General features: G+C 39.9%; 18 protein-coding genes, 1 tRNA gene and 1 pseudogene. 15 read left to right on the plus strand and 5 right to left on the minus strand.

The annotated features are described in order from the left end of the window. Positions 1-317 precede the first annotated feature (317 nt). The 7 genes from lldP (at position 318) to FTU38_RS08645 (ending at position 9,238) form a co-directional block, all read left to right on the plus strand. The gene (lldP, locus tag FTU38_RS08615) at positions 318-1,985 is read left to right on the plus strand and encodes an L-lactate permease (protein ID WP_180004194.1); all 1,668 of its coding nucleotides are present in this window, start codon (positions 318-320) and stop codon (positions 1,983-1,985) included. Positions 1,986-2,017: 32 nt separating this feature from the next. After that, positions 2,018-2,761 (plus strand): transcriptional regulator LldR, encoded by a 744-nt coding sequence (lldR, locus tag FTU38_RS08620; RefSeq protein WP_180004196.1) that lies wholly within the window; start codon positions 2,018-2,020, stop codon positions 2,759-2,761. A 2-nt stretch (positions 2,762-2,763) separates the two neighbouring features. Next, entirely contained in the window at positions 2,764-3,918 is a 1,155-nt protein-coding gene (gene lldD, locus FTU38_RS08625; RefSeq protein ID WP_078192909.1) for an FMN-dependent L-lactate dehydrogenase LldD, read from the plus strand. A 318-nt stretch (positions 3,919-4,236) separates the two neighbouring features. Then, entirely contained in the window at positions 4,237-5,928 is a 1,692-nt protein-coding gene (gene dld / locus FTU38_RS08630) for a D-lactate dehydrogenase (protein WP_180110998.1), read from the plus strand. Positions 5,929-6,110: 182 nt separating this feature from the next. Continuing rightward, positions 6,111-8,147 carry an NADPH-dependent 2,4-dienoyl-CoA reductase gene (locus tag FTU38_RS08635; protein WP_180110987.1) on the plus strand — a complete coding sequence of 679 codons (2,037 nt, stop codon included), beginning with the start codon at positions 6,111-6,113 and terminating at the stop codon, positions 8,145-8,147. 87 nt (positions 8,148-8,234) lie between these two features. Then, positions 8,235-8,324 (plus strand) — tRNA-Ser (locus tag FTU38_RS08640). 701 nt (positions 8,325-9,025) lie between these two features. Continuing rightward, the gene (locus FTU38_RS08645) at positions 9,026-9,238 is read left to right on the plus strand and encodes a hypothetical protein (RefSeq protein WP_111885766.1); all 213 of its coding nucleotides are present in this window, start codon (positions 9,026-9,028) and stop codon (positions 9,236-9,238) included. Positions 9,239-9,295: 57 nt separating this feature from the next. Here the strand turns inward: FTU38_RS08645 and FTU38_RS08650 are convergent, their stop codons facing one another. The 4 genes from FTU38_RS08650 to FTU38_RS08665 form a co-directional block, all read right to left on the minus strand. Beyond that, a complete protein-coding gene (locus FTU38_RS08650) occupies positions 9,296-9,589 on the minus strand; it encodes a hypothetical protein (protein ID WP_111885765.1) in 294 nt (97 codons plus the stop codon). A 165-nt stretch (positions 9,590-9,754) separates the two neighbouring features. After that, positions 9,755-10,111, minus strand: a complete 357-nt coding sequence (locus FTU38_RS08655) for a hypothetical protein (RefSeq protein ID WP_180110988.1) — start codon at positions 10,109-10,111, stop codon at positions 9,755-9,757. Between the two features lie 217 nt (positions 10,112-10,328). Beyond that, positions 10,329-11,048: a hypothetical protein gene (locus FTU38_RS08660; protein WP_180110989.1), complete on the minus strand. Its 720-nt coding sequence runs from the start codon at positions 11,046-11,048 to the stop codon at positions 10,329-10,331. 88 nt (positions 11,049-11,136) lie between these two features. Continuing rightward, positions 11,137-11,835, minus strand: a complete 699-nt coding sequence (locus tag FTU38_RS08665) for a 3'-5' exonuclease (RefSeq protein WP_180008265.1) — start codon at positions 11,833-11,835, stop codon at positions 11,137-11,139. Between the two features lie 630 nt (positions 11,836-12,465). Between FTU38_RS08665 and FTU38_RS08670 the strand changes: the two are divergent. The 5 genes and pseudogenes from FTU38_RS08670 to FTU38_RS08690 all read left to right on the plus strand — a co-directional run bounded on the left by FTU38_RS08670 (position 12,466) and on the right by FTU38_RS08690 (position 17,694). Next, positions 12,466-13,688, plus strand: a pseudogene (locus tag FTU38_RS08670) (alpha/beta fold hydrolase). Positions 13,689-13,844: 156 nt separating this feature from the next. Beyond that, positions 13,845-15,098: a serine hydroxymethyltransferase gene (gene glyA, locus FTU38_RS08675; RefSeq protein WP_180110990.1), complete on the plus strand. Its 1,254-nt coding sequence runs from the start codon at positions 13,845-13,847 to the stop codon at positions 15,096-15,098. A 160-nt stretch (positions 15,099-15,258) separates the two neighbouring features. After that, positions 15,259-15,663, plus strand: a complete 405-nt coding sequence (gene rnk / locus FTU38_RS08680; protein ID WP_111885760.1) for a nucleoside diphosphate kinase regulator — start codon at positions 15,259-15,261, stop codon at positions 15,661-15,663. Positions 15,664-15,909: 246 nt separating this feature from the next. Next, positions 15,910-16,872 carry a TauD/TfdA family dioxygenase gene (locus FTU38_RS08685; protein ID WP_180110991.1) on the plus strand — a complete coding sequence of 321 codons (963 nt, stop codon included), beginning with the start codon at positions 15,910-15,912 and terminating at the stop codon, positions 16,870-16,872. Positions 16,873-16,989: 117 nt separating this feature from the next. Further along, entirely contained in the window at positions 16,990-17,694 is a 705-nt protein-coding gene (locus tag FTU38_RS08690; protein ID WP_180110992.1) for a Crp/Fnr family transcriptional regulator, read from the plus strand. Between the two features lie 58 nt (positions 17,695-17,752). On the opposite strand, the gene FTU38_RS08695 is transcribed toward FTU38_RS08690, so the two are convergent. Further along, complete coding sequence (locus FTU38_RS08695) at positions 17,753-18,241, minus strand: TIGR00645 family protein (protein WP_180110993.1); 489 nt, start codon at positions 18,239-18,241, stop codon at positions 17,753-17,755. 327 nt (positions 18,242-18,568) lie between these two features. Here FTU38_RS08695 and FTU38_RS08700 point away from each other — a divergent pair, with 327 nt between their 5' ends. The 3 genes from FTU38_RS08700 to FTU38_RS08710 are packed head-to-tail and all read left to right on the plus strand — an operon-like array spanning position 18,569 to position 21,469. Continuing rightward, entirely contained in the window at positions 18,569-19,360 is a 792-nt protein-coding gene (locus FTU38_RS08700) for a tellurium resistance protein (RefSeq protein WP_180110994.1), read from the plus strand. Positions 19,361-19,376: 16 nt separating this feature from the next. Continuing rightward, entirely contained in the window at positions 19,377-20,507 is a 1,131-nt protein-coding gene (locus tag FTU38_RS08705) for a toxic anion resistance protein (protein ID WP_180110995.1), read from the plus strand. A 41-nt stretch (positions 20,508-20,548) separates the two neighbouring features. Then, on the plus strand, positions 20,549-21,469 hold the full coding sequence (locus FTU38_RS08710; RefSeq protein ID WP_180110999.1) for a hypothetical protein: 921 nt from the start codon (positions 20,549-20,551) through the stop codon (positions 21,467-21,469). Positions 21,470-21,793 lie beyond the last annotated feature (324 nt).

Raw genomic sequence — 21,793 nt, forward strand, 5'->3', positions numbered from 1 at the left:
TGAGGTCAAACAAAGCGTGGTTATTAGACTAAAGTATATTTTATAAAGTTTAGTTGTAAATAATAAATACAAAACAGATATTTAAAAGTTGATATGGAGGTTTTTAAACGGAAAAATAATGTTTTTGTATTTTATATTGGTCATACCAAAAACAAGAAAAGCTTGAATGATTGAGTTGAAATAATTAAAAATTGCGGAGTATTTCAGCAATAGTATGAGTTTTTATGTGTTTAATATTTATATTGGTCATACCAATGATAAAAAGACCACATGCTGATATTGCTCAATAATTAAATCTTAGTAAGCATTTCAAGGAGATGACAATGCTTCAATGGCAGCAAATATATGACCCAATGGGGAATATATGGATATCAAGTTTAATTGCGCTCATTCCGATTATCTTTTTTTTCTTGGCGCTTGCTGTATTTCGTTTAAAAGGCAGTGTGGCAGGTACGATCACCGTTGTACTGGCACTGTTGGTGTCTTTATTTGCCTATGACATGCCTGCGCTTATGGCATTGGCTTCGATGGTCTACGGTTTTTTCTATGGTTTATGGCCGATCGCATGGATCATTATTGGTGCGGTGTTCCTGTATAAAATCTCAGTCAAAACAGGGCAGTTTGACATCATCCGTTCTTCGATACTTTCCATTACTGAAGATCAACGTTTACAGATGCTATTAGTCGGCTTTGCTTTCGGTACTTTCCTAGAAGGTGCTGCGGGCTTTGGTGCTCCTGTGGCGATTACCGCAGCACTATTGGTAGGTTTAGGCTTTAAACCTTTATATGCGGCAGGTCTTTGTCTGATCGTAAATACAGCGCCAGTGGCTTTTGGTGCGATGGGTATTCCAATTATCGTTGCTGGACAAGTGTCTGGTGTAGATACGATGGAAATCAGTCAGATGGTTGGTCGACAGTTGCCATTTATGGTGCCGATTGTACTGTTTTGGATTATGGCGATTATGGATGGCTGGCGCGGTGTGAAGGAAACTTGGCCTGCGGTTGTGGTTGGGGCGAGTAGCTTTGCGATTGCACAGTACCTAACCTCGAACTTTGTCGGTCCTGAATTACCCGATATTACTGCGGCGATTGCCTCTTTAGTGTCATTAACGATTTTATTTAAATATTGGCAGCCTAAACATATTTTCCGCTTTGCAGATCAAGATGCGACGATGAGTGAAGATGTGGCTGCACAAAAACAGCAAAAATATAGCTTGGGTCAAATTGCAAAAGCGTGGTCGCCATTTGCGATCTTAACGGTGATGGTCACGATCTGGAGTATTAAACCGTTTAAGGATTTATTTACCAAAGACGGTGCTTTACATGATTTGGTTATTTCGATCAAAGTGCCATTCTTACACCAATTGGTTCAAAAGATGCCGCCAGTCGTACCTGAAATGAAGGACTACGATGCCATCTATAAATTTGATTGGTTTTCGGCAACAGGTACGGCAATTGTCATTGCTGCGATCATTACCATTATTTTCTTAAAAATGAAGCCGAAAGACGCGATTGTGACCTTTGGTGAAACCATTAATGAATTAAAAATTCCAATTTATTCGATTGGGATGGTGTTGTCTTTTGCTTTTATCGCCAACTATTCAGGTATGTCTTCGACCTTGGCTTTGGCCCTTGCACATACAGGTCAAGCCTTTACCTTCTTCTCGCCATTTTTAGGATGGCTTGGTGTATTCCTCACGGGTTCAGATACGTCAGCCAATGCGCTATTTGCAGCATTGCAGGCGACTACTGCACAACAAATCGGTGTGCCAGAAGTATTACTCGTTGCTGCTAATACCAGTGGCGGTGTGACAGGGAAAATGATTTCACCACAGTCAATTGCAATTGCATGTGCGGCAGTCGGGTTGGTAGGTAAAGAGTCGGATTTATTCCGTTTTACCGTAAAACACAGTATAACGTTCACAATCATGATGGGGATTTTAATCACCCTACAAGCTTATGTGTTCCCTTGGATGATTCCATAACACGAATTGTGTAACAACGTTAAGGAAAGCAGATGAAAGTCTCTGATAAAACTGTTCAAAGTCTTCGTGTATTGATTGAACAAAGCAATATGCAAGTTGGAGATCGTCTGCCTGCTGAACGGAAATTGTGTGAACAACTTGGCGTCTCACGCACCTCTTTACGCGAGGCGATTTCTCAATTGACTAGCATGGGCGTGTTGGTCAGTAAAGTGGGTGCGGGGACTTTTTTAAAGCAATTACCAGCGACTTGGTCGAGTTATCAAATTGTGCAGCCCATCAGCAGTTTGATTAGTGAAGACCCTGCCTACCGTTTTGATGTGCAAGAGGCGCGCATTATTTTAGAAGGTGGTACTGCATGGTATGCGGCACAACGTGCTACAGCAGAGGACTTGGCACATATCCGACATTATTATGATCAGATCAATCATTTTCAGGCTTTAGGGAATGACGATGAAGCAGCGCGTGCAGATGCCAAATTTCATTTAGCAATTGCTGAAGCATCACATAATTTAGTGTTGATTCAGATGATGCGTGGTCTATTTGATCTGTTGCAATTTAATGTCGTTTTAGGTCGTCGAAAAGTTTATAGCGAAGCACACCGATTTGATCAATTGCATGATCAGCACTTCCAAGTCATGAATGCAATTGAACGTCGTGATCCTGAAGCTGCACGTAAAGCAGTCTGTGGACACATTGAGTTTGTAGTACAACAGGTGCGCATGATTGATGAAGAAGAAGCTCGTCGTCAGCGTGCCAGTCGATTAAACAGGATATAAGCATGATTATTTCTTCTGCCAATGACTATCGTGAAGCGGCACGTCGTCGTTTACCGCCATTTTTATTTCATTACATCGATGGCGGGGCGTATGCCGAATATACCTTAAAGCGTAATGTAGAAGATTTATCAAAAATAGCGTTGCGTCAACGTGTGCTGAATGACATGTCACAGCTGAGTCTAGAAACCCAACTGTTTAATGAAACCTTATCGATGCCTGTGGCTTTATCACCTGTGGGTTTAACAGGGATGTATGCACGCCGCGGCGAAGTTCAAGCAGCCGTTGCTGCAGATAAAAAGGGCATTCCATTTACGCTGTCTACCGTTTCAGTATGTCCTATTGAAGAGGTGGCGCCAGCGATTCAGCGTCCCATGTGGTTTCAGTTATATGTGCTACGTGACCGTGGCTTTATGAAAAATGCCTTAGAACGTGCCAAAGCTGCAGGCTGTTCAACTTTAGTGTTTACCGTGGATATGCCTGTTCCGGGTGCGCGTTACCGTGATGCGCACTCAGGGATGAGCGGCCCAAATGCTGCCATGCGCCGTTATATGCAATCGTGTTTCCACCCACACTGGGCGTGGAATGTGGGTTTATTAGGTCGTCCGCATGACTTAGGGAATATTTCTAAATACTTGGGCAAACCAACAGGTTTGGAAGATTATATCGGCTGGTTGGGCAATAACTTTGACCCATCAATTTCATGGAAAGACCTTGAGTGGATTCGTGAATTTTGGGATGGCCCGATGGTCATTAAAGGCATACTTGACCCTGAAGATGCCAAAGATGCAGTGCGTTTTGGTGCAGATGGCATTGTGGTGTCAAACCATGGTGGCCGTCAGCTCGATGGGGTTTTATCATCAGCGCGTGCATTACCGCCAATTGCAGATGCAGTAAAAGGCGATATTAAAATTCTTGCTGACTCAGGTATTCGAAATGGTTTAGATGTGGTGCGTATGCTGGCTTTGGGTGCAGATACCTGTATGCTCGGTCGCGCATTTGTTTATGCACTCGGTGCAGCAGGTGGTGAGGGTGTTTCCAATCTTCTAGAATTGATTGATAAAGAAATGCGTGTTGCGATGACCTTAACAGGTGCAAAAACCATTGCGGATATTACATCTGATTGTTTGGTGAAGTTAGAGAAAGAGTTGGCTGGGTGATTTTTTGAATAGATCTCTTGGGAAAGTTATTCGTCATCAAAAAAATTAACAATGAAAGTTCCCTCTCCTTGTAGGAGAGGGTTAGGGAGAGGTATTTATTGATTAATTCTCCTAACCCTCTTGTGTAGCATTGCTACTCATCCCAAAGGGAGAAGGGATATTCATTATAGATTTTAATAACAATGACTAAAAACTTTTGATATGTGCAAATAAACCTACGTTGTTTAAATTATTTAAATCAATATTTTTTCATTGCATAACAATGCAATTCCTCTTTAGCGAGGAGAGAAAATAATGAAAATGGAAAATTCTACGAGCATGCAAACTCAATCATTACAAACCATTCAAAACCTCATCAACATCGTCGGTAAGCAACACGTTTTAACTGAAGATAAAGACACACGTTTATACCGCCAAGGTCGCCGTTACGGTGCAGGAAAAGTATTGGCTGTGGTTACACCGGGCTCTTTGCTTGAGCAATGGCAAGTGCTGCAAGCGGCTGTGGATGCAAATTGTATTGTGATTATGCAAGCCGCCAATACAGGTCTGACAGGTGGTTCAACGCCGTTTGGTGATGACTATGACCGTCCTGTGGTGCTGATAAGTACACGTCGTTTGGTTGGCATCCAAGTGATTAATGAAGGCAAGCAAGTGATTTGTCTACCGGGTGCGACATTAGACAAACTTGAAAAAGATTTGCTGCCATTTAATCGTGAACCTCATTCGGTGATTGGTTCTTCGTGTATTGGGGCATCGGTTTTGGGCGGCGTATGCAATAACTCAGGGGGTGCTTTGGTACGCCGCGGTCCTGCCTATACAGAGCTTGCACTGTATGCACAAGTGAATGAGTCAGGTGAGTTAGAGTTGGTCAATCATCTAGGTGTCAATCTTGGCAATACGCCTGAAGAAATCCTCACAGCGCTGGAAAATAAAAATTATCAAATCAATGACATTGTGAATAATTCAAGTTGCTGTGCATCAGATCAACGCTATTCACATGACGTAAAGCAAGTCGATGAAAATACACCTGCACGTTTTAATGCAGATCCGAGTCGACTATTTGAAGCATCAGGTTCAGCGGGTAAAGTTTGTGTCTTTGCAGTACGTTTAGATACCTTTGAAAAAATTCCTAGTCAGGTGTTTTATGTGGGAACCAATTCGCAAGATGATTTAACAGAAATTCGTCGTTTTCTATTAAAAGATCTTGCACGCCTCCCGATTGCAGGTGAGTACATTCATCGCAAGGCATACGATATTGGGGCTGAATATGGCAAAGATTCTTTTGTATTTATTGAAAAATTTGGCACTGCAAAAGTTCCTGCTGCTTTTGCCATGAAAGATAAAGTCGATGGCTATTTAGAAAAACTGGGCTTGCGAGGTTTGACGGATAAAGTCTTGCAGCTGGTGACTAAATTTTTGCCGAATCATCTGCCAAAACGTATGAATGAATTTCGTGATTTATATGAGCATCATTTGATGATTCGTATTGAAAATCAGGATGTTGATCAAGTTGATGCGTATTTGAAAAGGTATTTTTTAGATAAAACGTCAGGCAATTATTTTAAATGTACGGATGAAGAAGGTCGCAAGGCATTTTTACATCGTTTTGCTGTGGCAGGTGCTGCCATTCGATATCGTGATACGCATCGTTCAGAAGTGGAAGACATTGTTGCACTGGATATTGCATTACGTCGCAATGATCGAGAATGGGTGGAAACTTTGCCGAACGCCATGGATGAGCAAATTATCCATAAACTCTATTATGGACATTTTCTTTGTCATGTTTTTCATCAAGATTATATTGTGAAAAAAGGTGTAGACCCTTTGGCAATGGAACATGCAATGTGGCATTTACTCGATGATCGTGGCGCTGAATATCCTGCAGAACACAATGTTGGACATTTATATGTCGCGAAGCCTGCATTAAAAAATCATTATCAAAAGCTGGATCCGACTAATAGCTTTAATGTGGGGATTGGACAAACCAGCAAGCTGAAACATTGGAAATAATGCTTTAAAAACAACATGCCGTGATGTGAAACTTCACGGCTTTTTTTTATGGTTCGAGGATTTATATATTAGGAGGTATTGACTATAAATACGAAGAATATTTTCTAAATTGTCATCCCAAAATATAAAAAAACCGCTAAAGTGTTATGCAACAAGTTGCAAAGCCAAAATAAGGATTCAGCATGACAACGACTAGCTATGCAAATATTTTAAAGCCTTTACATTTGGGTTTTACCACGATTAAAAACCGTGTCGTGATGGGGTCCATGCATAGTGGGCTGGAAGATCGTTTTTATAATTATCCTAAGCTTGCGGCTTATTTTGGTGAGCGTGCGAAAGGTGGTGTCGGCCTGATTATTACAGGCGGTATTTCGCCAAACCGTCAAGGTTGGCTGTTACCTGCTGGCGGTACCATGAATACGTTAGGTGATATTGCTCCACATCGCTTGGTGACCCATGCCGTACATAAACATGGTGCCAAAATTTTAATGCAAATCTTGCATGCTGGGCGTTATGGCTATCAGCCTTTTGCAGTGTCAGCAAGTCCGATTAAATCTCCGATTTCACCTTTTAAACCACGTCAATTAACGGACAAACAAATTCTTTCAACCATTGATGATTATGTCAAAACGGCAAGCCTTGCACATAAGGCCGGCTATGATGGTGTTGAAATCATGGGTTCAGAAGGCTACTTGCTGAATCAGTTTTTAAGCCGTCATGTCAACCAACGGACAGACCGTTGGGGCGGTGAAATTGAAAATCGTATGCGCCTTGCGGTTGATATTGTGAAATCAATACGTGCTGAAGTGGGTGAGAAATTTATTATCTGCTTCCGTTTGTCATTGCTTGATTTGGTTCATGATGGGAACACCATGGCAGAAGTCATTACTGTTGCTAAAGCATTGGAAGCTGCAGGTGTGACGTTATTGAACACGGGGATTGGTTGGCATGAAGCACGTATTCCGACAATTGTAACCTCAGTGCCTCGCGCAGCGTTTGTGGACTATACCGCTGAAGTCAAAAAACATGTTGCGATCCCTGTCATTGCGTCCAACCGTATCAATATGCCAGATACAGCTGAAGAAATTTTAGCTTCAGGCAAGGCAGATATGGTGCAAATGGCACGTCCATTCTTGGCAGATCCGTTTTGGGTAAATAAAACGGCGACCAACCGTGTCGATGAAATTAATACCTGTATTGCCTGTAACCAAGCCTGTTTAGATCATACTTTTAAAAATCAGCGTGCGACGTGTTTGGTCAACCCACGAGCGGCATATGAAACTGAATTGGTTTATTTAAAGACCAAAAAACCGAAGCGCATTGCAGTCGTCGGTGGTGGTGTGGCAGGCATGTCTGCTGCAACGGTTGCAGCAAGCCGAGGCCATGCGGTGACATTATTTGAAGCTGGTGCAGAGGTGGGTGGTCAATTTAATTTGGCAAAAGTCATTCCCGGCAAAGAAGAATTTCATGAAACGATTCGCTACTTTAAAGTTCAAATCGAAAAAACAGGGGTAGATTTGCGTTTAAATACGCGTGTAAACCGTGAACAGCTTGAACGTGAAGGGTTTGAGGAAGTGGTTATTGCAACAGGTGTAGTTCCTCGCAGCTTAAAAATTGAAGGTAGTGATGCACCGAATGTTTTGTCTTATGCAGAAGTGCTGAAAGGGGCAGCTGTGGGGGGTAAAGTTGCTGTGATTGGTGCAGGCGGTATTGGCTTTGATGTATCTGAATTTTTACTCAAACCACCACATCAGCCACAACCAATGCCTTTAGCGGATTGGCAGCGGGAGTGGGGTGTTGATCCAAATCCAAACTACGTAACTGAAGGTGGTATGCTGGCTGCTGAGCTCGAACCTCCTGTTCGTGAAATCTACTTATTACAACGTAAAACAACTGCACTTGGTGCTGGGTTAGGTAAAACATCAGGCTGGGTACATCGTGCACAATTAAAGAAAAATGCGGTTCGTATGCTGCGTGGTGTTCAATACAAAGCCATTACTGATGAAGGGCTTTGGGTTGAATATGAAGGGTATGATCAATTATTACGTGTAGATACGATTGTTGTCTGTGCTGGTCAGGAATCGGTGAAGCATTTGATGCCAGAACAGGGTGAGAAAACCCTTGCCAATTACCATCTTATTGGTGGTGCAAAACTAGCAGCAGAGTTAGATGCGAAACGCGCAATACGTGAAGGTGCGGAGCTCGCGGCTAAACTTTAAGGATTTGGCGAAACAATATTCATTTGAAAGGTTTAGTTGTAATTTTTACTTGTCAGATGAATAAAACCTCCGTATTATGGCGCACATGGAAGCGTGGCAGAGCGGTTTAATGCACCGGTCTTGAAAACCGACGAGGGCGCGAGTCCTCCGTGAGTTCGAATCTCACCGCTTCCGCCATATTCAAAAAAGCCTCTGTAGTGATACAGAGGCTTTTTTTTGTTTTAGATTTTAATTTGAGACGGCAACCTTACTTACTAGTATTTTTAAGCAATGCTAAAAATGGATATAAGACTTAAAATTCAAGTCAGAAATTAATACAAGGGTTGTCAAAGGTAGAATTAAAAGTAAGAGAAAAGAATGTTTATAGATTGATAGTGTAGAATTTATTTTTAATGGCCTATTTATTTAAATCTTTCACAAGCATTGGGCAGAGCTATGATCGCTTATTTTGAAAAAATGTCAATTGTATTTTATTTGATCAATTGTTTTGAAGTGTTAGCAAGGTTTGGCAAGAGAATTGAAAGTGCTATATTTAAATCACGGTAGGTCATAAAACGACGCTACCAATAAGTTGGACGGATCAATGACAGCTCGTTGAGTTTCGTAATATTTTAGTCTTAAGATATTGCAGACAATAAATCAGCACTAGCCTTCCAACATAGAGCCCGCAGCGACGCGGGCTTTTTAATACCATTTTAGATTTGAAAATATAGTGCTTTTGTCAAACAATAATTAAATAGTCAACCTATGTTATTGATATATAGTTACTAAAGTAAAATAAGTTTACATTGCCATGAAATCTAACATTTACAAAGCAAGTTGTTGTGTAAAGATGTGATATAAAAAATGCAATTATTAAAACAAGTAGAGACATTACCATGACACAGATGATTGACATAAAGGTAAAGGACCAATTTAGTCAGGTTTATGAAGCACAAGCTTTGGTGCGTAATCCTTCAGAAGAAGATTCAAGAGGGCTGTTTCATCGCATTGAACATATCATTATTGCAGGTGAAATCATCCTACCCAGTATCGAATTACTTTTTGAAAGTCAAAAATCGGACAGTATTTACAAGCTTTTAGAAGCTTAAATTGAATGAATAAAAAACTCACCTTAATGGTGAGTTTTTTATTTTAGAGATTGAAATTTAAGCTGTTTGATCTGCTTTAAATTGATTCAAAATATAAGACAGTAACTGATAGCGCGTCATCGGATTGCTAGAAGACAGTTCAACGTCTTGTTTACGCACTTGGATTTCTTGAGTTAAAACACCAGCTTGAAAGCGTTGCACGATCATATGATCTTTTGATACATCATGGTCGGTCAGCACCAGTTTTGGTCCAAGGTGCAAATGTCCAATCGCATCTAGACATTGTTCTAGGCTGCTATATAGGTTGAAAAGGATGAGTGCCTGATCATTAGAATAATTGGCTAAGTTCATTTTTATTATCCATGGTCAAAAATATTGAGCAGGAATAGTGTATACGAATTGAGCAATAATAATCTGTATGGATTATTTTTCATTTAATGTCTGTCTAGGTGACTTTGGTTAAATCATTGAGACAGCTTAAATCTTTATGAAAAATAAGTTGGAATTCGCTTTAAATTAAAGCGGCTTGAATACCAATGGGACATCATAACGGCCAAATTCTTCAATGATACTGTTTAAAACCAATTGAGCTTGAGGTTCCGCTGCTGTAAAGGTGAGTTCTTGGTTCGTTTGACTGTTGAAGCATTCAACTTGTTCTATACGCCAAATTGTTTCAATGGCTGTATTTTGAATGACCACACGTCTAGGCTGTAATTCATCACTAATTTTTCGTGGCATGACATAGGTAATGGCCAATTGAACATTAGGCAATTCGTCTTGTGAGGTTAAGAAGGTAAATACCCAATTGCCAATTTTGCTGAGTTGCATAGGATTATCGAAAGAATCAAATTCTAAACAAAACTGTTGTGACATTGACATGCTCAAACGCTAGGAGGTCGGTTTTATTCTTGCGATTTTTTACTGTTGATTGACATTAGGGGAAGGTCGTATAAAACAGCAGTTAAAACCATAAAAGAAAAAAGTGAATCGATAAAGTTAATAAAATTCAATTCTTTATGTTGATATGTGTGAAGAATAACTCACCTCATTAAGTTGTTTTTTGAATGAGAAGTGAGGAAAAGTCTCTAAGTCAAACCAGTTGTTGCAGATTTTTTATACTGTAATTAATTTGCTGTAATGCATGTTGTAAGAGTTTAGGTTGAATATTGGATTCATTTAGACAGGTGATCCATTGCATCTGACAGGCTTTTAATTCTGCAATGTCCGTGGCCTGTTGAATATTAAGCATTAATTTTTTTGCCATCAGCCCACAATAACGCTGTAAGTAACTGCACATAAAATTCTGTAACTCATCAAAATCATGTTCGATGAAATCAATGATTTGTTCTGCTAATACAGGGGTGTTTGATGTTATGTTTTCAGGTATGGCTTGATTAAATTGATGGGGTATAAAGCCAATTGCATCCATTGGCAGGGAGTCAGTTATTTCGTGCTGTGAATGAGTATGAGGAACTTCCATCGTTGGCATTGAAATTTTATCAAGTGTGACATTTTCTTGCGCTATGCGATCGGATGTCTTTGTTGACGCTATTTTAGGTGTATTAAAAGCAGAAAAATCGGATTTTTGAAGGCGTTGATGATCATGTGCTGTAATTGGCTGAATCAGCCCAAGTTCCATCAGTTGCTCGAGCAAGGGCACTTCAGCAATCCGCTGCTGATAATGCACTGGCATTTGGTTAAAGTCATCACTACCAATTAAGAGTAGCAGACGACGTTGTCTTGCATTTAATGCGAGCTGTCGGTCTTTTAAAGTTTGAAAACCCAGCTCAGTTTTTTGATAGTTGAACATGCCTTAATTCCATAGCTCAAAAGAATTAAGGCAATCCTATGCAGTGATAATGACAGTAATATTAAGAAAATATTAAACAATCAATGATTTATAGAGTAATGACAGCAGAGTTTTCTAAAGCTTTACGCAAATAAGGGTCTAAGTCATCTTGACGTAATAGCCATTGCACATAGTCCGCAGGTAATTCTGCAATTGCGGTACCACGGTGTTTACCAAAATTAATACTGCGTGGAATGCGAGCATCTTCCGAAGCTTCGTATAATTCTTCGATGCTGTTGATTTTTAAGTGATGCACAATATGCATCAAAATATTGGCAGTTAAAATAATATCCATATCTGCGCGGTGAGCTTTACGGATCATTTCACGGGCTTTTCCACTGCCTTTGGTGATCATATATATCAAGGCAGAAATATTATGCGCTTCTGCATCAGGCCAAACACGACGAGCTAGCGCAAGGGTACAAATGGCTTTGATTTTTGAACTATCTACACCGCATTTTTCGAGCGCTCGAATATCGTAGTCGATATTATGCCCAATGATATATGTCGTCTCTGATGGGAGTTCAAAACTGCTGTAGTGGGGCTGACCTTCAAGATCTGATTCTAAAATATGATGTACAGCCATTGCTGCAAAAGAAATTGCTTCATCACAACGATAAAGTTGATCAAAAATTTTAGATTTATCTAGGGTAATTTTGGCATCTGCCACCTGAATTGGAGCATAGGCAATCTCGATGGGTTGTCCATTTAGTGTATGGGTTTCTGTGTCGAGAATGATGGCTTGCATGTCCAGTTCCAGCATGTTGAATAATGTTTATGAATGTACATGATCACATCCATACTGACAAACCCATGCTGTGATTATTTGTAGGAATATTATGAAGATGGCTGCGCAGTGTTTAAATAATCTGCTTTTATCGCATCTGCCGAAATAAAACCTTTACAGCGGGACAAAGCTAAACCATCTTCTAAATCGACTTATTTTAAAGGCTTTTGTCCATCGTGATATCCAAAAATGTCGCTAAGTGGATTAAGCACTAGAGTATGTTCACGATCAATGGCATGGTGGTTTTTCGGCTTTACTTTTGTGCATATGTTTGTGTAGTTGGCAGGGGGGGGGACAGCATTTTTGTTGATTTTACATTTTGCTTTAACCTCCGAAAAAAATAGCCCAATCTGTATCCAATGATCAGAAATATAAGTTCAGCCATTTTTCTGAGATCGGGGTGGCTGATTTATTTGAATGCTGTTAATCCATATCGAGCTAAAACAAAGTTTTAGTTCTATATTAATTTGATAAATTAAAATAAGAGTAGTTGCTTAAAAATTAGGCTTGAACAAAAGTTTGTTCCATGTATTTAATGATTCATATTCAATGAAAAATTGACTTTAAAACAACAAACAAAAGGATCATGGAATGAAAATGCTGCGTTTAACGGTTTTAGTCAGCAGTGCGCTATTTTTAGCAGCCTGCGGTAATGATAGTAATGACCAACAATTTAGTAATCCTGAAACAAATGCTGATCTCAATCAGATCAAAAATCCAGTGGTAACTACAACAGCCTATAGTCAAGACAATATGCCTGCTGTGAGTGCAGACAGCCGATTGATGACCTATAAAATGCTAGGAGTAGATGGCAAAGTTGTTCAGCCACAGCCTTAGTCTTTACCCCAAAAACAGTTGCTCCGGCAGGTGGTTGGAAAATTGTGGCTTGGGCACATGGAACGACCGGTGTGGCTGATAAATGCGCTCCGAGCCGACAAGGTTTGCAAGGCACTGAATATTTATTGCAAATGTTATTGGCAAAGGGTTATGTCGTTGTGGCACCCGATTATGAAGGATTAGGGGGACCTAGTGGACGTGAAAACCATCCTTATCTGAATCTAAAAAGTGAAGCCTTTTCGATTACCGATGCCGTTGTTGCTGCTCGAAGTTACTTAACTAGTCAAGGTAAAATGGTGTCGAAGGATTGGGTGTCAATCGGGCATTCTTAAGGTGGTCAGGCCGTGTTAGGTGCAGCTGAATATGCATCACGTGCTGACTTAAATTATAAGGGAACGATTGCCATAGCACCTGCAAATAATCTTGCGCTCATTCTTGACGCAGGCGAGAAGTTAGCGGAAGGTAAACCTGCAACTGTGCAAAGTATGATTTATGCACCTTTAGACAGTTTTACTGCGCAGATTATTGCAGGTATGCAAGGGCATAAAAACAGTGTGGATTATTCAAAAGTATTTAGTGGACATTTGGCTGCGATTGCACCTCAGGCTGAAACAGTGTGTTCAGGCGAGTTAACTACGCTAATTCAAGATGACATGCTCAGTTATGTGAGTCAGAACACGACTTTGGATAACTATGGACGCACGCAGTCTGATTTCTTAACTTTAAAGCCAATCCAAAAATTTATGAGTGAAGGTTCACAGCCTTTAACGACAGCGGTGAAAACGCCGATCATCATTTATCAAGGTAAAGCCGATCAGACCATTCCAGCAGATGCGACTAAATTTATGATTAGCCTTGCTAAGCCGGGAACATCGATTGACTATCGTGAGCAAGCGACAGCGGATCATCTTACTATTTATACCGATAATCTGGCAAATTTTGTGCAAGATGTAGAGACTCTCATGCCAAATCAATAAGTTGATTTGACTTAAATAATGCTCGTGCAGATTCAACATGGGCATTATTTATTTAAAAACAGCACAAACTTCCCTCTCTCATTTCTAAAACTTCATGCTACAATACGCGCCAATCTTAGCACGGCTTAAAAGCCCTAATTTAATAGGACCTCGCTAATGTTTGCCAACACCTCTATTGCTCAATTTGACCCTGAATTAGCTCAAGCGATCTCGAATGAAGATGCTCGCCAAGAAGCGCACATTGAGTTAATCGCTTCAGAAAACTACTGTTCACCTGCAGTAATGGAAGCTCAAGGTTCAAAACTTACTAACAAATATGCAGAAGGCTACCCTGGCAAACGCTACTACGGCGGTTGCGAGTATGTAGACGTGATCGAACAATTGGCCATTGACCGTGCTAAAGAATTGTTTGGTGCTGATTATGCAAACGTTCAACCACACGCTGGTTCACAAGCAAACTCTGCAGTTTACCTTGCGCTTCTTAACCCAGGCGATACTGTTTTAGGTATGAGCTTGGCTCACGGTGGTCACTTGACTCACGGTGCTAAAGTTAGCTTCTCAGGTAAAACTTACAACGCTATTCAATACGGTTTGAACCCAGAAACTGGCGAAATCGATTATGAAGAAGTTGAACGTCTAGCTGACGAACACAAACCAAAAATGATCGTTGCTGGTTTCTCTGCTTACAGTCAAGTTGTTGATTGGCAGCGTTTCCGTGATATCGCGGACAAAGTTGGCGCTTACTTATTCGTAGATATGGCTCACGTAGCTGGTCTAGTTGCTGCTGGCGTTTACCCAAGCCCAGTACAAATTGCTGACGTAACAACAACGACTACTCATAAAACACTTCGTGGTCCACGTTCTGGTTTAATCCTTGCGAAAGCAAACGAAGAAATCGAGAAAAAATTACAATCAGCTGTATTCCCAGGTAACCAAGGTGGTCCTTTAGTTCACGCTGTAGCGGCTAAAGCGATCTGCTTCAAAGAAGCAATGGCGCCTGAATATAAAGCTTACCAACAACAAGTTGTTAAGAATGCGCAAGCAATGGCTGAAGTTCTAATCGAACGTGGTTATGATGTTGTTTCTGGCGGTACTAAGAACCATTTGTTCTTATTATCTTTAATTAAACAAGACATTACTGGTAAAGATGCCGATGCTTGGTTAGGTGCTGCTCACATTACTGTGAACAAAAACTCAGTACCAAACGATCCACGTTCTCCATTCGTGACTTCTGGTATCCGTATCGGTACTCCTGCTGTAACAACACGTGGTTTTGGTGAAGCTGAAGTACGTGACCTTGCAGGCTGGATCGCTGACGTTCTAGACAACAAAGGTGACGAAGCTGTGATTGCTACAGTGAAAGAAAAAGTTGCTGCTGTTTGCGCTAAATTCCCAGTTTACGCAAAATAAAACAGACTTGAGAAAAGCCCCTCAAGGGGGCTTTTTTTATGTCATCAGAAAAATTCAAAAGTTATCTAAACATTTATATTTCTGATATAACGGAATAAGAGATAACAAAAAATTTGCCCATCGCTATAGATCTGTTGGCAAGGTCGCAAAGGAACTTTATATGAAAAAACCCAATATTATTCTTTCAGAACAAGATTTACATCGCTTAGAAACCATGTTGGAGCATCAGTCTAAGTTGACGCCGACGATGGAGCATTTGGAAGATGAGATGGCGCGCGCTGAAGTGGTTGCTCCACAAGATGTCCCTGCCAATGTGGTGAGTATGAATGCCAAAGTTCTCATTAACATTGCACCTGCGACAGAAGCAACCGAAATTACACTGGTCTATCCACATGATTTTCGTGGCGATAAAGGCCAAGTCAATGTTTTGGCTCCAGTGGGCGCTGCCATTTTAGGTTTGGCTGAAGGGCAGGAAATAGAATGGCCGCAGCCTGATGGTCACACCATGAAAGTCAAAATCATTAAAGTGCTCTATCAACCAGAGCGTGAAGGGGATTATTTATAATTCCGCTGCGATATACAGATAAAATCCGCACACAAAGCCATCGATACTGATGGCTTTTTTATTTTTCGATATCGCATTTTTAGATATGAAATCGGCAAAAGTTGTTAAGCAGATTTCATCACAACCATAGCAGTTTAACTTGGGAAAACTGTCAAAGAATTGACAGAGTCATGGGCACGAAGTCGGCACACTGTATTTCAACAACACCATCGTTGCTTAATAATTTGAAGAATAAGGTAGAGCCCTATGACACAATTAGAATCGAATCATTACAATCCGGACTATCAATATCAGCATATTGAAGTAAAACCCGTAACCGGTCGTATTGGTGCCGAAATTTCTGGCATTCAGTTGTCTGGCAACTTAGACAAAAGCGTGGTCGATGAATTTAATCATGCACTATTAAAATATAAAGTTGTATTCGTGCGAGGACAGCAAGATCTCACTGATTTAGAACAAGAAGCCTTTGCACGACTCTTAGGTAATCCGTTGAATCACCCAAGTGTGCCACTCAAAGATGGTACAGCTCATACGTTGTCAATTGACTCACGTGGTGGGCGTGCAGATTCGTGGCATACTGACATTACATTTTTACCCAATTATCCCAAAGTCACAATTTTAAGAAATGTAGTTGCACCTGAACATGGTGGCGATACAGTTTGGGCCAATACCGTGACGGCTTATGAAGATTTAAGTCCGGAGCTACAAAAGTTGGCGGAACAATTACGCGCTGTGCATAGCAACAGTTATGACTATGCGACGCCGAAAGGTCAGTACAATGAAGAAGGTCGCCATTTATTCCGTACTGCAGTAGAAGTGGAAACTGAGCATCCATTGGTGCGTGTACATCCTGAAACAGGTGAAAAAAGTTTGGTTTTAGGTCACTTCTTTAAACGCTTCAGTGGGTATAGTCCGGCACAGTCACGTCGTTTATTTGAACTGTTTCAAGAGCAAATCGTGCAATGGGAAAATATTGTGCGTTGGCGCTGGGCGGTTGGTGATGTTGCCATTTGGGACAATCGTGCAACGCAGCATCGTGCCATCAATGACTATGGTGATGAGTTACGTATCGCCTCACGTGTCACCATTGAGGGTGATGTACCTGTCGATGTAAATGGTCAGCCGAGTACTGTGTTGAAGAATATACAAAACACGGACATTTCAAACTTGCGTTCAGAAGCAGGCCGTATTTATGAGAAAGCATCTTAAGTATTAGAGCGTCATTTAAAACAGCACAAAAATAGATAAATAATGCGAAAAACAATGGTTTTACATTTTTCAGCACTTGCCTAAGATCAATGAGATCTTAGGCATTTTTTTATAGACGTGAGCGATCAAAAGAACACAGCCCAACAGCATTTGTTGCAAATTTTGCGTAATGAAGACATCTTTCAGGGCTTTAGCGATCAGACTTTAGAACAGCTTGTGCATCAGGTGAAATATTCACGTTTTCATGCACAGCAACACATCTTAAAACAACAACAAATCGTACAAGATATTTATATTTTACTTTCAGGTACGCTACAAATTGGTTGGTTGCAAAATAATGGTGAATTGATTGTAAATGACTATATTCGTCGTCAATCGGTATTTAATTTTGTTGCAGTCTTACAACAAAAGCCTTTGAATTATGATTATTTTGCTGCGACGCATGTCGAGGTGGCGATCATTTCTGGAACAACGTTTTTAGCAGTTTTACAGCGTGATCCGCAGGCGCTTTGGAATGTCGTGCAATCTCTCAGTCGACGTATGTATTTGATGTTTGAACATAATCGTTATTTGAGAACAGCAACGTTAGAGCAGCGTATCGCAAGACATTTGATTCGACTCTATGAACAATATGGAGGTCGGCAGGAAATTCCCCTCAAACTCAGTCAGCAGGAATTCGCAGAGTCTTTTAATATTTCACGCCAAACGTTGAATAAACATCTACAGCAATTTGTTCAAACACAGGTGATCGCGTGGAATTATGGACAAATCGTAATTTTGGATCTTGATCGTTTAAGGCAAATGAGTGAACTTGATGAATAACCGGAATTACAATGTATGGAAGCCATGATCGCAAATGGCTTCATTAACCTTACTTAGATTAGTACTTACTGATTTTATCCAAATATCCCATCATAAAAGCAGAAAAAACAAAGGTTAAATGCATGATGATGTACCACATGATTTTGTCATTTGGGATGTTTTTCGCATCCATAAAAATGCGTAATAAATGAATCGAAGAAATTGCCACGATTGACGCTGCAACTTTGAGTTTTAATGAATTGGCATCCATGGTGCCGAGCCAGTTCAAGCGATTGGTCGATTCATTAATTTTCAGTTGGGAAACAAAGTTTTCATAGCCTGAAAACATCACCATCACAATCAGTCCGCCCACCATAGTCATATCGACCAAAGAGAGGATGACTAAAATCAGGTCAGCTTCTGAATATTCTAAAATATGGGGAAGGACATGAATGACTTCTTGGAAAAATTTAATCGCGAGCAGTAGCAGTGCAAAGGATAAACCAAAGTACACGGGAGCCAGAATCCAACGTGCTGCATACATTGTGTTATGGAAAAAACGTTCCATTTAAGCCTCTAAAATTATTGATTTAATATATGGTTCTAAAGTATATGGATTAAATTTTACGATAATTTTGATAATAATTCATGTAGAGTCAGTTGTTTAATTTAAATCTAGATTGAATCTTTGGGTATCTTAAGTTTGAATTCATCTGTGTAGGTCATCATATCCATTGAAATGATGCCGTATGGCTACATAGGCGGATCTAAAGGCAACGGTTGAATTTAATAACGAAATTTGACTGATGAAATAGATGTATTTTTTGCAAAATACTACAAGACTTTTATGGCAAAACTTGTAGTATAAAAATGATTTTATTGAGTTTAATTGGCTATGTCACAAATTGATGTATTGGTGCCGTTAAAGGATATTACGGTAGATCGGGCGGAAGTGCTTTCGATTAAGCGAAATGACCTTGTGCCATTACTGACCGATCAATATCGTCTAAATCATTATGCAGATCAATTAATTCAAGCACAGTCGGTACTGCTAGATGGTGTTGACCCTCAGTTGACGAAGCAACTTAGTCAAACCATTGAGCAGTTGATTCAAGCCTTAGCCAATTCAAAAAAATATTTAAAAACACGCAAATTTAATGCCTTGCAAAAATGGTTAGGCATTGATTTGGAGTACGGTTCAGGACAAGTTGAATATTATAAAAATTTGGATCAATTGCTTGATCGGGCAAATCATCTGAGCCAAAAATTACAGTTAGAAATTCAAAAGTCCCAAGCACGTTTTAATCAATTACAGGGTTTACGTGAGCAAATGGCGCGCTATATCGTCGCGGCTGAAGAATTTTTGCTGGAATACCCACAGTTTGTTAAAAATCAGCATCCGCTTGATAACTTTGCAGAACGCTTATCGAAAAAGGTGAATACGTTGCAAATCTTACAAGCCAGTAATGATATTGCAATTACACAAATGCAGCTTTCTCAGCAGCTTTCTTTTGGTTTATTAGATCGATATAAGGAAGCTCAGCAGGTGTTGATTCCAGCATGGCAATATCATGTGAAACAAAGTCGTCAAAGTAACTCGACAAGTTCATTGGAAAAGCTTGATAATAGCCGTGAAAATTTGATTAAAACTTTAAAAAAATCATTAGAGAATTCCTCTAAGTCTTAGAAATATAAGGTGAGTTATGACCGATTTAGATGCCAAAAATTTACCCGTTGAAGTAAGCAAAGAATTGACTGAAGAAAAATTTCAGCAACTCAATTTGCAGGAAATTGGCTTACAAACTTCCGATTTTCACGAAGTCGAAGCTGCACGTAAGGAATTGGCAGATTTAAGTCATAATAGTGTTGCTGAATATGGTAAAAACATTGCCACCAAGACGTCGACCTATACCGATGAATTATTAAATTTGGTGCAAAATAAAGATCTAGATACGACAGGTCAAAAGCTCAATCAGGTGGTACAAGTCGCACAGCAATTGAATACCACGAGCATTTTAAATAAATCTAAAAGCTCAGGATTTTTTGGTGGTTTACTGAGTAAATTTAAAGGTGCCAAGCAAAGTTTTGATCAGCACTTTAATACCACCAAAGAGCAAATTGATGCTTTGGTTAAAGAAATTGAAACTTCGCAAAATGGCTTAAAAGCGCGTGTAAATACCTTAGATAAAATGTTTGAAGGCGTGCAAGACGAATATAAACAATTAGGGGTGTATATTGCCGCAGGTAAGTTGAAAGAGCAGGAAATCCAACAGGAAATTGCAAGTTTAACTACCCAAGTTCAAGATCAAACAACTACGCAAAAAGTCTATGACCTCAATCATTTGGCAAATAATCTTGAAAAACGTGTGAGTGATTTACAGATCTTGCAACAGTCTGCGATGCAGACCTTGCCGATGATTCGCATTATTCAATCCAACAATTTGATGTTGGTTGATAAATTTTATGCTATTAAAAATATCACCTTACCGGCTTGGAAAAACCAAATTAGCTTAGCGATTTCATTGCAAGAACAAAAGAACAGCGTGCAATTGGCAAATAGCATTGATGATGCGACCAATGACCTATTAAAACGCAATGCAGATTTGTTGCATCAAAACTCTGTCGATACAGCGAAAGCCAATCAGCGTTCAGTGATTGATATTGACACACTTGAACATGTGCAAAATACCCTCATTAAAACCGTTAATGATGTGATTCAAATTCAGAAAGAAGGTGTACAAAAGCGTGAAGAAGCGACGACACGTATTCGTGCCTTACAAAACAATTTGAATCATTTGGTGATTGAATCGAGTGGTTCAAACCCTTCTTCATAAGCTGTGAGGGAGGTGAAAATATAATCTGAAGGAGTATGTCTTTGCCTCCCATTGATGAATATGCGCTAAATCCGCAGCAACTGGAATCTGGGCTTCAAACCATTAAGAAGCGTCAACGCAATTTGACGTTATTGACCTTAACCAGTGTTTCTGTGCTGATCGTTTCGGCTGTGATGCTGTTTATTCAGCATGATATGGTCTATAGTTTTTTTGGCCTAAGTTCTAGCGTACAGCAACTGCATATCCCTGTTAGCGCAGGTGATCTGGCATATCAACTTGGTGAGTCCTCCGACTATTTTTCAAATTTTTTATCCTTTATTGGTTGGTTATTTCTCAAACTCATCGTTTCATTTATTGGCGCATTTTTCTTAGTTGGTTTTCTAAAAAAAATTCAATTTTTTAGAATTCGATTCCAATCTTTTGTATTGAAATTTGTTGGCTGGATTTTATCGTTTATTGTGCTTTGGTCAGGCTTAACCTATGTGCAATATGACCTTAATCATGATGATCGTGCAGCAGATCAAAAATTGGTACATTATGAAAAAAATATTCAGGAAAGCCAGCTGGCTTTCGAAATGGAAGATGCACAATTAGCAAAACCTGTGCAAGCCTATTTACTTGCACAGGCTGCTTTGATGCATAAGCCTGTAGATCGTGCGACAGCCATTCCCTTGGTGCAATCCTTAATCAATACTGAGCAACAAAATCCAGCAAAATTCCGTGAATACGGTTTTCAGCCTGAACAGCTCTGGGCAATGCAAAATCAGCTATTTGATAAAACCATGACACCGATGGCGCAAAGCGTGGAAAAACAAGTTCAGCAAGCCAATGTAGTAGAAGTTGTTGTACGTTGGGTGTTGATCGCCGTGATGGTACTCACGCTGGTTTTGAGCTTAATTTTGTATCTACTATCTCAGCATTTCAAATCACGGATTAATCGAATTGAGCAGGGACTTCATTAACAGGCCTATTTTCTTTTTAGATCATTGCATTGCTCAGAATAAAAATCCCCATCACATTGTATGGGGATTTTTGATCTTGGGTAGATTAACTTGCGCGATGAAACAGTTGTCGAAGTTCCTGTGTAGAAAAAGTCTGATCATTCACTTCGCCATCCACAAGGTAAAAAGGAATGGGGTGCTGTCCCTTTGATTTTACATATAGCCAAATCCTAAAAACTATAGAACAATAGAGATATGGGATATTCAAAAGATTTTAAAGACAAAGTCATAGAAATTATGATTCGAGATGAAATGTCTGTGCGAAAAGCAGCACAGCATTTTAAC

Origin of the sequence: Acinetobacter sp. YH12098, from assembly GCF_013419235.1 — a bacterium.
In the GTDB taxonomy this organism is placed as follows: domain Bacteria; phylum Pseudomonadota; class Gammaproteobacteria; order Pseudomonadales; family Moraxellaceae; genus Acinetobacter; species Acinetobacter amyesii.

Excerpts from the sequence above, each read along its gene's own strand:
- lldP (WP_180004194.1), top strand. The coding sequence starts at position 318 with ATGACAATGCTTCAATGGCAGCAAATATATGACCCAATGGGGAATATA.
- lldR (WP_180004196.1), top strand. The coding sequence starts at position 2,018 with ATGAAAGTCTCTGATAAAACTGTTCAAAGTCTTCGTGTATTGATTGAA.
- lldD (WP_078192909.1), top strand. The coding sequence starts at position 2,764 with ATGATTATTTCTTCTGCCAATGACTATCGTGAAGCGGCACGTCGTCGT.
- dld (WP_180110998.1), top strand. The coding sequence starts at position 4,237 with ATGCAAACTCAATCATTACAAACCATTCAAAACCTCATCAACATCGTC.
- FTU38_RS08635 (WP_180110987.1), top strand. The coding sequence starts at position 6,111 with ATGACAACGACTAGCTATGCAAATATTTTAAAGCCTTTACATTTGGGT.
- FTU38_RS08645 (WP_111885766.1), top strand. The coding sequence starts at position 9,026 with ATGACACAGATGATTGACATAAAGGTAAAGGACCAATTTAGTCAGGTT.
- FTU38_RS08650 (WP_111885765.1), bottom strand. The coding sequence starts at position 9,589 with ATGAACTTAGCCAATTATTCTAATGATCAGGCACTCATCCTTTTCAAC.
- FTU38_RS08655 (WP_180110988.1), bottom strand. The coding sequence starts at position 10,111 with ATGTCACAACAGTTTTGTTTAGAATTTGATTCTTTCGATAATCCTATG.
- FTU38_RS08660 (WP_180110989.1), bottom strand. The coding sequence starts at position 11,048 with ATGTTCAACTATCAAAAAACTGAGCTGGGTTTTCAAACTTTAAAAGAC.
- FTU38_RS08665 (WP_180008265.1), bottom strand. The coding sequence starts at position 11,835 with ATGCAAGCCATCATTCTCGACACAGAAACCCATACACTAAATGGACAA.
- glyA (WP_180110990.1), top strand. The coding sequence starts at position 13,845 with ATGTTTGCCAACACCTCTATTGCTCAATTTGACCCTGAATTAGCTCAA.
- rnk (WP_111885760.1), top strand. The coding sequence starts at position 15,259 with ATGAAAAAACCCAATATTATTCTTTCAGAACAAGATTTACATCGCTTA.
- FTU38_RS08685 (WP_180110991.1), top strand. The coding sequence starts at position 15,910 with ATGACACAATTAGAATCGAATCATTACAATCCGGACTATCAATATCAG.
- FTU38_RS08695 (WP_180110993.1), bottom strand. The coding sequence starts at position 18,241 with ATGGAACGTTTTTTCCATAACACAATGTATGCAGCACGTTGGATTCTG.
- FTU38_RS08700 (WP_180110994.1), top strand. The coding sequence starts at position 18,569 with ATGTCACAAATTGATGTATTGGTGCCGTTAAAGGATATTACGGTAGAT.
- FTU38_RS08705 (WP_180110995.1), top strand. The coding sequence starts at position 19,377 with ATGACCGATTTAGATGCCAAAAATTTACCCGTTGAAGTAAGCAAAGAA.